The 13355-nt window shown below is 71.2% G+C and carries 8 protein-coding genes; 5 read left to right on the forward strand and 3 right to left on the reverse strand.

Features of this window, described 5'->3' with window-relative positions:
• Positions 1 to 27 precede the first annotated feature (27 nt).
• Both ACFY3V_RS26985 and ACFY3V_RS26990 read right to left on the reverse strand, forming a co-directional pair.
• Positions 28 to 2277, reverse strand: coding sequence for a serine/threonine protein kinase (locus ACFY3V_RS26985; RefSeq protein ID WP_362899398.1), 2250 nt, complete (start codon positions 2275 to 2277; stop codon positions 28 to 30).
• 100 nt (positions 2278 to 2377) lie between these two features.
• Complete coding sequence (locus tag ACFY3V_RS26990) at positions 2378 to 3715, reverse strand: S8 family serine peptidase (protein WP_389777314.1); 1338 nt, start codon at positions 3713 to 3715, stop codon at positions 2378 to 2380.
• Positions 3716 to 3976: 261 nt separating this feature from the next.
• Here ACFY3V_RS26990 and ACFY3V_RS26995 point away from each other — a divergent pair, with 261 nt between their 5' ends.
• The 3 genes from ACFY3V_RS26995 to ACFY3V_RS27005 all read left to right on the forward strand — a co-directional run bounded on the left by ACFY3V_RS26995 (position 3977) and on the right by ACFY3V_RS27005 (position 9508).
• The gene (locus tag ACFY3V_RS26995) at positions 3977 to 4981 is read left to right on the forward strand and encodes a methionine synthase (RefSeq protein WP_362899402.1); all 1005 of its coding nucleotides are present in this window, start codon (positions 3977 to 3979) and stop codon (positions 4979 to 4981) included.
• 138 nt (positions 4982 to 5119) lie between these two features.
• Positions 5120 to 7300, forward strand: a complete 2181-nt coding sequence (gene ligA / locus ACFY3V_RS27000) for an NAD-dependent DNA ligase LigA (protein WP_389777318.1) — start codon at positions 5120 to 5122, stop codon at positions 7298 to 7300.
• Between the two features lie 126 nt (positions 7301 to 7426).
• The gene (locus ACFY3V_RS27005; RefSeq protein ID WP_362899406.1) at positions 7427 to 9508 is read left to right on the forward strand and encodes an EAL domain-containing protein; all 2082 of its coding nucleotides are present in this window, start codon (positions 7427 to 7429) and stop codon (positions 9506 to 9508) included.
• Between the two features lie 167 nt (positions 9509 to 9675).
• Here the strand turns inward: ACFY3V_RS27005 and ACFY3V_RS27010 are convergent, their stop codons facing one another.
• Positions 9676 to 11091: an ATP-binding protein gene (locus ACFY3V_RS27010; protein ID WP_389777321.1), complete on the reverse strand. Its 1416-nt coding sequence runs from the start codon at positions 11089 to 11091 to the stop codon at positions 9676 to 9678.
• A 470-nt stretch (positions 11092 to 11561) separates the two neighbouring features.
• Between ACFY3V_RS27010 and gatC the strand changes: the two genes are divergently transcribed.
• Both gatC and gatA read left to right on the forward strand, forming a co-directional pair.
• A complete protein-coding gene (gatC, locus tag ACFY3V_RS27015) occupies positions 11562 to 11861 on the forward strand; it encodes an Asp-tRNA(Asn)/Glu-tRNA(Gln) amidotransferase subunit GatC (protein WP_350947603.1) in 300 nt (99 codons plus the stop codon).
• The gene (gene gatA, locus ACFY3V_RS27020) at positions 11858 to 13348 is read left to right on the forward strand and encodes an Asp-tRNA(Asn)/Glu-tRNA(Gln) amidotransferase subunit GatA (RefSeq protein WP_362899410.1); all 1491 of its coding nucleotides are present in this window, start codon (positions 11858 to 11860) and stop codon (positions 13346 to 13348) included. Before gatC ends, gatA begins: the two co-directional genes overlap by 4 nt.
• Positions 13349 to 13355 lie beyond the last annotated feature (7 nt).

Below are 13355 nucleotides of genomic sequence, written 5' to 3' on the forward strand. Positions count from 1 at the left end.
CCGGCATGCTCTCCCGCTGGCCGCGCATTACCGGCAGTTCCCCCAGTCGACGGAGGCGGAGCCGGCGGATCCACCGCCGCTGAAGCGCACGCACTTGCCCTGGGCGGAGACGATGATCGGTCCCAGGTAGTACTCGTGGCTGCCTCGTTCGGTCTTGGCCCGGCTGCCCTGCACCTCAAGGGTGGCCCAGAGCGGGGACGCGACCCCCACGTTCTCGTTCTTCAGGGTGGCCACGCAGGTGTTCTTCGTGGCGGCGTTGAAGAGCTGGTAGACAGTCCCGCCCGTGAACGGGGACTGCCGCTGCACGACGAAGCCCGGCCCGCAGACCTTCTCCGGCGTGTAGGGGTTGGCGCGCCGCGCCGGCGCGGACGACGAAGGACTCGGGGGCGAGAACGTCCACGAGGGCCTGGCCGTCTGCGAGGGCCTGAACGTCCATGAGGGCCGTGCGGTGTGCGAGGGCTTCCAGGACGGTGGGGCAGGGGACGACGTCGGTCTCGCGGCCGGACGGGTCGGCGCGATGGTGGGGGTCGGCGTCGGGGTTCCCCTGGGCGCGGTCGGCGTCGGTTCGGGGGTGCCGGGCGGGGCCGGGGTGGGGGTGGGACTCGGCTCGGGGGTCGGCGTTCCGGTCGGGGGCCCCTCCGGCTCGACGGTCAACGACGGTGTCGGTGTCGGCGTCGGCTGGGCCGCGGGGGCGGACGTCTCCGCCGCCGAGGGCACCCCGGCCGTGGGACTCGGCACCCCGGGCACGTTCGGAGCCTCGGTGAGCGGTGCCGTCGGCACGGGCGGAGGGTTGGTGTACATGCCGATGTCCGGGACCTGAGGCAGCTCGGTGGGTGCGTCGCTCGGCAGTTGCAGCGGCCCCACCTCGGCGACCTCGGGGTCGGGCGTCGTACCCCAGGGCACGGTCACCTTGCCCGAGGGGTTCTCCCCGGTGTTCTGCACGGGGTCCTGCCCCTGCGGCTCGTTCCGTGACCGGTCCACCAGCCCGAGCGAGACCTCGGGGAGCGCGCCGTCGGCGGAGGCCCGCTGCTCGCTCAGGGCGGTGTATCGTCCGGCGGCCCAGATCCCGAGCCCGGAGAGCAGGACGATCACACCGACGCAGGCGGCGAGCGCCATCGAGAAGTTGCCCGTCCTCGGACGGTCCTTGACCGCCTTCGCGGGTGCCGGGTCCGGGGCTCCGGGAGCGGCCGACGCGACCTGGGGAAGCTGCGGAGCTCCCCAGACCGACGTCGCGGGCTCCGCCTGTCGCGGTGCGGCGGCACCGGGAACCTGCTCGCCTCGTGATGAGTCGTCTTCCCCCGTGATCCCCGTGATCCCCGTGCCCGGCCGCGCCCCCGCGCCGGTATCCGGTGCCCCGATCTCCGTTCCGGCGTCCGAGACGGTGCCGGGGACGCCCGGGAGCCCCAGGACGCCGGAGACAGGGCCGGGAGGAGAGGGGATCGCGGGACCGGTGGCGATGCCGGGGAGAGGAGCCGGTGCGTCCGTGACCTCCGGCTCGCCCAGCAGGCGCAGCATGGCGGCCTTGGCGTCCGGGCGCTCCCGGGCTCGCGCGTCCAGGCAGGAGGCGAGGAGTGGCCTCAGCTCCGCGGGCAGGCCGGTCAGGTCCGCGTGGCCTTCCCGGACCTTCTCGGCAAGTCCGCCGAAGGGCGGCCGTCCGGTCGCGGCGTAGACGACCGTGGCCGCCCAGGCGAAGAGGTCGGCGGGCTTGCTCGCCTCCGGCGCGGAGGTGGCCTCCTCGCGAATGTGCTCGGGGGCCCGGTAGTCCGGCTCCCGCTCGCCCGTGACGGGTTCGAGCCCGATGTCGAAGACGCGGGGACCGTCCGGGCCGAGGAGCACGGTGTCGGGGGTGAGGGACCCGTGGGCGAGGCCGGACAGGTGGAGGGCGGTCAGCGCGGTGAGCGTGCCGGTGGCGAACCGCTCCAGCGCGTCCCCGGTGAGCGGCCCGCCCTCGGCCACCGCCTGCCGCAGCGTGGGTCCCTCGATGTGCTCGCGGACCACGTACGGGCGGTCGTCGAACCAGCCGACCTCCAGCAGTCTCGCGGCGTGGGCTCCGGACGCGCGCTTGGCGGCGTGCAGTTCGTTGGTGATCCGCTCCCGTGTCCTGGGGTCGGGAGCCCCGGGTTCGGCGGGGAGGAGGCGGATGACGCGGATGATGTCGTCGTCGGGAAGATGTCCCAGGTAGGCGGCGTGTCCTGGATCCTGGTCGAGCCGGCCGACCAGGATGTACACACCGATGCGCTTGGGATCTTCGGGTAGTAATGGGTGCAAATACCCCATTGCATTCCTTCCAGCACAGCTGTCAATAAAGCCGCTTTAAACTAATCGGGCACCATCCAACCAAATTTGCCGCACCAGATCGTATTTTTAGTCCTGTTCGTTACGTTTGGCGGTCAATGGTGCCCGGTCGCCAACCCCTGCGGCGTCCCATCGGTATCGCGATGCCCGCCACGGTCACCAGAACGCCCACGACGAGCGCTCCCAGCGCGACCCAGATCGAGATCGAGACGGCCCGGGAATCCTCGGGAGGTGCGGGCCGCACCACGTTTCCCGGCAGCGGGGCGGCGAGGCGCGGCGCGAGCGCCACCTGCTCGGACGGCAGGATCGCCGAGACCGCCAGCAGCGGGTTGACCATCCCCGCGCCGGTACCCGCCCCCGCGCCGCCGTCGGCGGTCAACTCGACGCGCCGCCGTACCCGCACGTTGTCCAGCCCGGGATGGCGGGCCCGGACCAGCGCGACCACACCGGCCACGTACGGGGCGGCGAAGCTGGTTCCCTCCAGGTCCTCGCGGTAGGTCCGCCCGGCCCAGGTGCTCGTCACGTTCCGGCCCGGAGCCAGGACGGAGACGGGGGTGACGGCGTTGGAGGAGTCGGCCCTCGCGCCGTCGAGACCGGCGGCCCCGACCGAGAGGACCCCCTCGTAGGCGGCCGGGTAGGCGGGCGCGGGGGTGCCGTCCTCCTTCTGCACGTTGCCGGCCGCGGCCACCACGACCGCGTCCATGGCGAGGGCGTAGGCGACCGCGTCGCGCAGGTCGGCCTGGTCGCCCGCCTGGACCGACACGTTGATCACGTCGGCGCCCAGCTCGGCGGCCCGCACGATGGCCGCGGCCAGCCGGCCCACGTCGCCGGTACCGTCCGAGGTCTGCTTGATGGAGATCAGCTTCGCCTGCGGCGCGACCCCGGTGAAGGGCACCCCCTTGATCTGGGCCGCCGCGATGATGCCCGCCACCGCGGTGCCGTGGCCGAGACAGTCGCGGGCACCGGTCGCGGTCAGGTCGATCGACCGGGTCCTCCTCAGCTGGGGATGCCTGGTGTCCACCCCGCTGTCGACGACCGCGACGGTCACCCCGGCCCCCTTGGTCAGCTCCCACACCTCGGGGAGGCTGAGCCGGCGCTGGGCCCAGGACTCCCCGATGCTGGTCGTGCCGCGCCGGGGGTTGCATTTGGCGGGCGCGGACGTTCCCGGGGTTCCCGCCCCGCCCCTCGCCGTCGAAGCGCCCACGGTCGCCGTACCCGCGCTGCCCACCCCGCCCTTCGCCGTCGAAACGCCCCCCGCGGTCGCCGTACCCGCGCTGCCCGCCGAGGCCGTCCCCGCCGTCGCGGCGGCCCGTGCCGCGGTCTCCGCCTCCGTACCCTTCGCCTCTGTACTCTTCGCCACGGCCGGTGGCGCGGCGACCGCCGCCAGCACCAGCATCGTGACGAGCATCCGACCGATCACGAAACGCCCCCAGAACGAACCAGCACGAACGGTCCCCCGAGCGAAACGGCCCCGCACCGAGACGCTTCCGGAGCGATAAGGCCCCAGAAAAGGGTGAATACCGGGCAGCACCCTACTCAGCTTGATCGCACGCCGTCACGGTGCGGCGGGATCGCCACGGCCGGAGACGCGATCCGGCGGCCATAGGCTGGCCTGGGCGGGGGAGCCGAGCAGGCGCCGGCGGGTTCCCGCCCACGTCCCCACGCGAAACCAGGAGCAGTCTTGAGCCAGTACCCATGGGGCGAGGCCACCGCGACCGGCATCGGGTCGCATCCGGGTGAGGATCACGCCGAGGCGGTCAGGGTCGCCTTCGGGGAGTCACCCGCGCTGCCGTACCTGCCGGAACTACCGGCCCGCGGTGTCGGCGCCGACATGATCGGGCGCACCGCGTCACTCCTGCTGGACCTGCCCGTCGAGGTGCAGCCGTCCGGCTGGCGCTTCGCCGACCGGCCGGGACGCGACTTCAAGCGCGCCCGCGACCATCTCGTACGCGACCTCGACGGCCTGGAGGAGGTGGCCCAGGGATACGAGGGGCCCTTCAAGATCCAGGTGTGCGGGCCGTGGACGCTGGCGGGGGCGATCGAGCTCAGGCACGGCGACAAGACGCTCGCCGACCCGGGAGCGGTGCGCGACCTGGTGGAATCCCTGGCGGAAGGGCTCACCGCGCACGTCGCCGACGTGCGCCGCAGGGTTCCCGGCGCCTCGCGGATCGTGGTGCAGATCGACGAGCCGGGGCTGCCCGGCGTCCTGCGGGGTACGGTGCCGACGGCCTCGGGCTTCGGGCGGCTCGCCGCCGTCGACCGTCAGATCGTCGCCGACCGGCTCGGCGCGGTGTTCCCCGCGGAGACGTTCACGGTCGTGCACTGCTGTGCCCCCGGCGTGCCCTTCGGGGTCCTGCGCACGGCGGGTGTGGGAGGCGTCTCGCTGGACGCCCACCTGATGAGGAGACGCGACGAGGACGCGATCGGCGAGACCGTCGAGGCCGGGACCGCTCTGTTCCTCGGCGTCGTACCAGGCGTGGACTCCGCGATCCCGGACGTCGGCGCGGTCGCCGAACCCGCCGTCGGGCTCTGGCGCCGCCTCGGCTTCCCCTCCTCGACCCTCGCCTCGCAGGTCGTGCTCACCCCCGCCTGCGGGCTGGCCGGGGCCTCGCCCGCCTACGCCAGGGCTGCCCTGGCCGCCTGCCGCAAGGCCGCCGCCGTGCTGCGGGACGACCCCGGCGAGTGATCTCGCGCGGGCGCCCGGACGGGGGCGGCTCGGGCTTGTCCAACTCGGGGCAATGACGGGGTCGCGTTGTCGGTGCTCGAAGATACGTTTGTCATGGGCCACGACTGTCTCGGGTCACGACGAGGGGAGAAGCGGGCGATGGGCGCTGAGGTCGAGGGTGTGCCGGTGTCGGCGCTGGAGCGGCACGCGGAGCTGACGGAGCTGGTCGAGGAGGCCAACTGGCGTTACCACGTGCTCGACTCGCCGACCGTGAGCGACGCGCAGTACGACGGGTGGATGCGTGAGCTGCGCGAGCTGGAGGAGCGGAGCCCGAGCCTGCGCACGCCCGACTCGCCCACCCAGAAGATCGGCGCGCCGATCTCCAGCGACTTCACCCCGGTCAGTCACCTGCAGCGCATGGAGAGCCTCGACAACGCCTTCAACGCCGACGACCTCGCCTCCTGGCGGGCGAGGGCCGAGCGGCTGGCCGAGCGCGACCCCGCGCCCTACCTGTGCGAGCTGAAGATCGACGGCCTGGCGATCGCGCTGCTCTACGAGAAGGGGCGCCTCACCAGGGGTGCGACCAGGGGCGACGGCCGCGTCGGCGACGACGTGACGGCCAACGTCCGCACGATCGCCAACATCCCCCACCGCCTGACCGGCGACGACGTGCCCGACGTGGTGGAGGTGAGGGGCGAGGTCTACATCCCCGTCGAGGAGTTCGAGAAGCTCAACGAGCAGCTGGTCGAGGCGGGCAAGGCGCCGTTCGCCAACCCGCGTAACTCCGCGGCGGGCTCCCTGCGGCAGAAGGACCCGCGCATCACCGCCCAGCGGCCGCTCTACATGATCGTTCACGGGATCGGCAAGTGGGAGGGTGCCGCCGCGCCCCGCACCCAGTCGGAGATCTACGAACGGCTCGGCGGGTTCGGCCTGCCGGTCAGCGACCTCTACCGGGTCGTCGACGATCTCGACGGCATCAACGGCTTCATCGAGTTCTACCGCGAGCACCGCCACGACCCGGCCTACGAGATCGACGGCGTCGTGGTCAAGGTCAACCGCATCGAGCTGCAGCACAACCTGGGCTCGACCAGCAGGGCCCCGCGCTGGGCGATCGCCTACAAATACCCGCCGGAGGAGGTCAACACGAAGCTCCTCGACATCCAGGTCGCGGTGGGCCGCACCGGCAGGGTCACCCCGTACGGCGTCATGGAGCCGATCGTCGTGGCGGGTTCCACGGTCGAGCGGGCCACGCTGCACAACGCCTCCGAGGTGGCGCGCAAGGGCGTGCTGATCGGTGACACCGTGGTGCTGCGCAAGGCGGGCGACGTCATTCCCGAGATCGTCGGCCCGGTCGTCGACCTGCGTGACGGCACCGAGCGTGAGTTCGTGATGCCGGAGCACTGCCCGGAGTGCGGCACCCTGCTGGCGTACGAGAAGGAGGGCGACGCCGACCTGCGCTGCCCCAACACCAGGGCGTGCCCCGCCCAGCTCCGCGAGCGCATCTTCTTCGCGGCCGGACGCAGGGCGTTCGACGTCGAAGGGCTCGGCTACGTGGCGGCCACCGCGCTGACCCAGCCGCTGCCGCCGCAGGAGCCGCCGGTCCGCACCGAGGCCGACCTGTTCGACCTGACGATGGATCGGCTGCTGCCGATCAGGTCGGTGGTCCGCGACCCCGACACCGGCCTGCCCAAAACCGATCCGGAGAGCGGCGAGCCGAAGGTCGTCACCTTCTTCGCCAACCAGAGCGGCGAGCCGAGCAAGAACGCGGAGAAGATGCTGGAGCAGCTGGAGAAGGCGAAGACCCAGCCGGTCTGGCGGGTGCTCGTCGCGCTCTCCATCCGGCATGTCGGTCCTCCGACGGCCCAGGCGATCGCCGACGAGTTCCGCTCGATCCCCGCGATCGCGGAGGCGTCGGAGGAGGAGCTCGCCGCCGTCGAGGGCGTCGGCCCGCGCGTGGCCGCGGCGATCCACGACTGGTTCACGGTCGACTGGCACCGGGAGATCGTCGACAGGTGGAAAGCGGCCGGAGTCCGGATGGTCGACGACCCTCCGGCCGAGCAGCTCCCGCAGACCCTGGCCGGTCTCACCTTCGTGGTGACCGGCACGCTCGCCGACTTCACCCGTGACGAGGCGGGCGAGGCCCTGGCCGCCCGCGGCGGCAAGGTCTCGGCGTCGGTGTCGAAGAAGACCTCCTTCGTGGTGGTGGGGGAGAACGCCGGTTCCAAGTTCGACAAGGCGGTCAAGCTCGGCGTGCCGATCCTCGACGAGGCGGGCCTGCGGGTTCTGCTGAGCGAGGGGCCCGAGGCGGCGTCGGAGGTCACGGTGAAGCCTGAGGAGTAGGGGTCACCCCAGACTTGTGTCTCAAAAACGTGCGAATTGATAGTGACAGAACGTGCGCAATCGGTTCCGCGAAGTGGCCCGTAGGCCGTACTCTCCCATAGTGAACTAATGGGGGTTTTGTTACTCATGGCCGACCCAACCGACACTCGCGACACCGGACCGCGACCGGGGACGCCCCTGTGGGCCTATCTCGCCGTCGTCATCACGATCGGGTTCACCGCGCTCGCCGTATCCCTGCTGAGCATGAACGTGGCCGAGGCCGCGGAGCTCGTCCGCAGCCCGCTGTTCTGGATGCTCGCGGCCCTCATCGTGCTGGGCGAGTTGCGGCCGGTGGTCCTGTCGTCGTCGATGACGGTGGGGGGCACCTACCCGTCGACCATGTTCACCTTCGCCGCGCTGCTCCACTACGGCCTGCCGGTCGCCGTGCTGCTGCAGGCGGTCGCCATGATCGTCAACGGGGCCGTCACCCGCAAGGCGATCCATCGGATCATGTTCAACATCGCGCAGGTGACGATGGCCTGCGGTGCGGCCGGGCTGGTGCTCGGGCTGTTCGGCGACCGGCCTGTCACGGCGACCGCCTGGGTGCCGACGGGCTCCGACCTGCTCGCGATCGGACTGGCCGGGCTCGCCTACTTCGTCATCCGGGCCCTGCTGGTCTCCGGCGCGGTGGCGCTGCACGAGCGCAGGTCGATCTACCGGGTGATCAGGACCACCGTCGGCCACCAGAGCCTCGTCTACACGGGGCTGCTCGGCCTCGCCCCGCTCGTCGTGGTGGTGATGAACCACTCACCGGCCCTGGTGCCGCTCTTCCTGGCGCCGATGGTGGCGGTCTACTTCACCGCCACCATGTCGGTCCGCCGCGACCACCAGGCGACGCACGACGTGCTGACCGGGCTGCCCAACCGCAAGATGCTCGTGCTCAGCACGGAGGAGGCGCTCGCCGAGGCGCGCGACGGCGAGCGGGTCGGCCTGTTCCTGCTCGACCTCGACAGGTTCAAGGAGATCAACGACACCCTCGGGCACCCGGTCGGCGACCGGCTCCTGCAACTGGTCGCGCACCGCCTCACCCACAGCGTCCGGCCCGGCGACGTGGTCGCCAGGCTCGGTGGCGACGAGTTCGCCGTCCTGCTGCCCTCGGTGCGGGACGCCACGGCGGCCAGGGAGGTGGCGGCCCGCCTGCGGGTGGCGATCACCGAGCCGGTCCGGCTGGAGGGCATGAGCTTCGACCTGGACGCCTCGTTCGGCATCGCCATCTACCCCGACCACGCCCCCGACTTCGAGATGCTCCTGCAACGCTCCGACGTGGCGATGTATCTCGCGAAGGAGAGCAGGAGCGGGGTCGAGATCTACGCCGCCGACAAGGACCGCAACAGTCCGGAACGCCTCAATCTTCTCGGCGACCTGCGCAGGGCGATCGACCGCTCCGAGCTCCGGCTGCACTACCAGCCCAAGCTCGACCTGGAGGGAGGGCAGGTCAGGGGCGTGGAGGCACTGCTGCGGTGGCGCCACCCCGAGCGGGGGATGATCCCTCCGGGGGAGTTCGTGCCGATGGCCGAGCAGTCCTATCTGATGCGCCACCTCACCGGATACGTCATCGACGCCGCGCTGGAGCAGGCCGCCCACTGGTGGCACACCGGCCTGCACGAGCAGATCTCCGTCAACGTCTCGGCCCGCGACCTGCTCGACTGCGCTCTCTCCGACCAGCTGGGGGAAGGGCTGGCGCGCTACCGGCTGCCGCCCAAGGCGATCCAGCTGGAGGTCACCGAACGCATCCTGATGACCGACCAGGCGTACACCGACGGGGCCGTCCGAGCCCTCACCGCGCTGGGGGTGCCGCTCGCGCTGGACGACTTCGGCACCGGCTACTCCTCGCTGGTGCGCCTGCAGCGCCTTCCCGTCTCCGAGGTCAAGATCGACTCCTCGTTCGTCCGCCGCATCGGCGAGTCCAAGGACGACGAGCGGATCGTCCGCTCCATCATCGACCTGGTCCGCTCTCTCGGGTTGCGCTCGGTCGCCGAGGGCGTCGAGTCGGAGGAGGTGGCCAAGCGTCTGGCCGACATGGGCTGCGACCTCGGCCAGGGCTGGTTGTTCGCCGAACCCATGTCCGCTGCCGACGCGACCGTATGGTTGCGCGAACATCGAGCCATCGCCACCCATGACCTGGGCTTCCTGCGCCGCACCGAGATCCTCGATCCCCAGAGGGCCTAGGTCGTCCTTGGGGCGGGCCGCCATGCCGTCGGGGGACGTCCACGCACCCTGATGTCCCGGCCGCACCGCCCCGCGTGCCCCCCGATCGGCCCGGGGGTGATCACCCGCCGCGCCGGAGCGAACACGGCCGCCGACTCGCGACGATGAGGTACCTGCCGGCAACGGGGTCAGCTCCACGCCCGGATGAGATCATCGGGGCCGTACGCGGCGGTGAGGCCGGCGCAGGAGACTCCGCCGCGCGAGACCGCGACGAGCGGGATGGGCTCGTCCGTCAAGGCCGCTCGGTGTCCGGCCAGGGCGGCGAGGTCGTGGTCGTCGAACGAGGCGTTCTCCAGCCACTTGATCGACCCCAGGAAACACAGCCGCCGGGCGATCGGCCCCCTGTCCGCACCCACGATGTCGATCTCCACGTCGTTGCTCCTGGTCCAGTAGGAGCCGATCGCCGGCGCCTCCGGCAACCGGTCGTCGGGGAGCAGCCGGGCCAGTGACTCGCGGATGAGAGGTTCCACGGCTCGGCCTCGCCAGTTGCTCCACTGCGAGGCGACCCGCCGCATGGTCAGGTCACCCCTGCGACGCTCTATCTCGGGCATGTGCGGCCGGACGAAGTGGAGCCAGAAGCGCAGGTACGGGTCGGTCACGCGGTATCGGCGCTCTTTGGAAGGGCGGGTGGACAGCGGCAGGTCACCGGTGACGATCCCCTTGGAGGTGAGAAGCTCGGCCGCCCTGGAGAGGGTGCTGTGCGAGATCCCGCCCGCGCTTCTGGCGATGTTGGTGAACGTGCGCTCGCCGCTGCCGATGGCCCGGAGCACCTCACTCGCCTGGGCGGCGGAGGGGAACTCGGCCGCGAGGGAGCGCTCGGCGGACACCAGAAGGGCCGAGACCGGGTTTGTCAGGGCGGCGTGCAGATATTCCCAGAGCGACGCCCCACGAGGCCACTCCCCGCAGACGAGCGGGAGACCGCCGGTGACGAGGGCCGCGTCGAACGCGTCGGCGGCCGTGAGGCGGAGCATCTGCTGGATCTCACCGGGGTTGAGCGGCCCGACGATCATCTCGGTGCCACGCTGGTGGAAGGGGCGCTCGTAGCTGTTCAGCGCCTCCATCATGGACAGGTCGGATCCGATGAGGATCAGCAGCACGGGCTTGCGGCTGAGAAACCGGTCCCAGGCGCGCTGGAGCAGTCCCTCGAAGGCGTCGACGCGGTCCATGAGATAGGGGACCTCGTCGATCACGACGATGGACGGGCTGTCGTCGGGAAGCGCGTCCGCCAGCAGCTGCAGTGCTCCGTTCCAGGTGCCGGGTGCCGCCTCCAGGAACGTGTTCCTGCCCGGCAGGTCCGACATCGCGACATCGGCCATGATCTGGTGGAGCTCGCTCTGGGCGTCCGCCCGCGCAGAGGTGTAGAAGAGCGACGGCAGGCCGCTGCGGGCGATGAACTCCTCGGCCAGGGCCGACTTGCCGATCCGCCTGCGTCCCCGGATCAGTACGCACCGCCCGGGACGCCCGGTCGTCGCCTCCGTCCGGACGCGGTCGAGCAGGGAACCGAGAGCCGCCAGCTCGCGTTCCCTGCCGATGAACTCGCCCACGCCTCCCCCGATACTTCCAACGGCGATACTATCGCCGACAATACTATCGCTGGCGATAGTATTGTCGGCGAAGGAAGGTAGAAGCGTACTTCTAAGAAGTACGCTTCTACGCGATGAGGAGCGTGCTCCGCGATCTCCTCAGGAAAGGCGCACGGCCGACCGTTCGCACGGGACGAGACGGGCCGCTCCCTCCGGGGCGTAAGGTTCTCGCCGGACGTCGCCCGAGTCCGTGACGGAAGCCGATTCGCGATCGACGGCCCGTCGGGATCGTGGTCGCGACCCCGTCCGGACCCGCACCGGCGGACTTCGGGGGGTTTCCCGCGAGGGATGACGGCCCGGACGCGGTCTGACCGCCCTGAGTAAGAGATCTTCGCTCGGTTGCGGCCGTGTTAATGAGTCGGGACCCTCAGGTCGCGAGCCATAGGATGACAGTGTCCAATTGCCATTCCACGAAACGGGTTCAACGACTCATGTCCGCCATAACCCGCGACGAGGTCGCTCACCTCGCCCGGCTGTCCCGGCTGGCGCTGGCCGACGAGGAGCTCGACCACTTCGCCGCCCAGCTCGATGTGATCATCGGTGCGGTCGCCCGCGTCGCCGAGGTGGCGGCCGACGACATCCCGCCGTCCTCGCACGCGCTCCCTCTCACCAACGTCTACCGTCCCGACGAGGTGCGACCCAGTCTGACGCCGCAGGAGGCGCTGTCCGGCGCCCCGGCGGTCGAGGACGACCGCTTCCGCGTCCCGCGCATCCTCGGGGAGGAAGCATGAGCCTCATCCGCAAGTCCGCCGCGGACCTCGGCGCGCTGATCGCGAGCGGTGAGGTCTCCGCCGTCGAGGTCGCCCAGGCCCACCTCGACCGGATGGCCGCCGTCGAGCCGAAGGTGAACGCCTTCCTCCACGTCGACGCCGAGACGACCCTGGAACAGGCGCGCGCCGTCGACGCCCGCAGGGCCGCCGGCGAGGAGCTCGGCCCGCTGGCCGGGGTGCCGATCGCGCACAAGGACGTCTTCACCACCAGGGACATGCCGACCACGGCCGGATCGAAGATCCTCCAGGGCTGGAAGCCGCCGTACGACGCGACCGTGACCCGCCGCCTGCGCGAGTCCGGGCTGGTGATCCTCGGCAAGACCAACCTCGACGAGTTCGCGATGGGCTCCTCCACCGAGAACTCGGCGTACGGCGTCACCCACAACCCCTGGGATCTCTCCCGCATCCCCGGCGGCTCCTCGGGCGGCTCCTCCGCCGCGGTCGCCGCGTACGAGGCCCCGCTGTCCACCGGCACCGACACCGGCGGTTCGATCCGCCAGCCCGCCGCGGTCACCGGCATCGTGGGCATGAAGCCCACCTACGGTGGTTCGTCCCGATACGGCCTGATCGCCTTCGCGAGCTCGCTCGACACCCCGGGCCCCTTCGCCCGCAACGTGCTCGACGCGGCGCTGCTGCACGAGGCGTTCTCCGGGCACGACGTCATGGACTCCACCTCCGTCGACGCCCCGGTGCCCTCGGTCGTCGAGGCGGCGCGCAACGGCGACGTGGCCGGGCTGCGCATCGGCGTGGTCAAGGAGTTCGGCGGCGACGGCTACCAGGCGGGCGTGCTCGCGCGCTTCCACGAGACCGTGGAGCTGCTGGAGTCGCTGGGCGCGAAGGTCTTCGAGGTCTCCTGCCCGTCGTTCACCACCGCGCTCCCGGCGTACTACCTCATCGCCCCCTCGGAGTGCTCCTCCAACCTGGCCCGCTTCGACGCGATGCGCTACGGCCTGCGCGTCGGCGACGACGGCACCCGCAGCGCCGAGGAGGTCATGGCCCTGACCCGCGCGCAGGGCTTCGGCCCCGAGGTCAAGCGCCGCATCATCCTGGGCACGTACGCGCTGTCCAGCGGTTACTACGACGCCTACTACGGGCAGGCGCAGAAGGTCCGCACGCTCATCGCGCGCGACTTCGAGGCCGCCTTCCAGCAGGTGGACGTGCTCATCTCGCCGACGACGCCCACCACGGCGTTCCCGATCGGCGAGCGCGCCGACGACCCCATGGCGATGTACCTGGCCGACCTGTGCACCATCCCGACCAACCTGGCGGGCAACGCGGCGATCTCCGTGCCGTGCGGCCTGGCCGACGAGGACGGACTGCCCGTCGGTCTGCAGATCATGGCCCCGGTGCTCGGCGACGACCGCTGCTACCGGGTCGGCGCCGCGGTGGAGAAGGCGCTCCAGAGCCGGTGGGGCGGCGACCTGCTGTCCAAAGCACCGGAGCTGTAGGGCTTTT

Origin of the sequence: Streptosporangium sp. NPDC000095, assembly GCF_042899335.1 — a bacterium.
In the GTDB taxonomy this organism is placed as follows: domain Bacteria; phylum Actinomycetota; class Actinomycetes; order Streptosporangiales; family Streptosporangiaceae; genus Streptosporangium.

Bases quoted from the DNA above. Each gene is read 5' to 3' on its own strand.
- ACFY3V_RS26985 (WP_362899398.1), bottom strand. From the start codon at position 2,277: ATGGGGTATTTGCACCCATTACTACCCGAAGATCCCAAGCGCATCGGT.
- ligA (WP_389777318.1), top strand. From the start codon at position 5,120: ATGGGCGCTGAGGTCGAGGGTGTGCCGGTGTCGGCGCTGGAGCGGCAC.
- ACFY3V_RS27005 (WP_362899406.1), top strand. From the start codon at position 7,427: ATGGCCGACCCAACCGACACTCGCGACACCGGACCGCGACCGGGGACG.
- gatC (WP_350947603.1), top strand. From the start codon at position 11,562: ATGTCCGCCATAACCCGCGACGAGGTCGCTCACCTCGCCCGGCTGTCC.
- gatA (WP_362899410.1), top strand. From the start codon at position 11,858: ATGAGCCTCATCCGCAAGTCCGCCGCGGACCTCGGCGCGCTGATCGCG.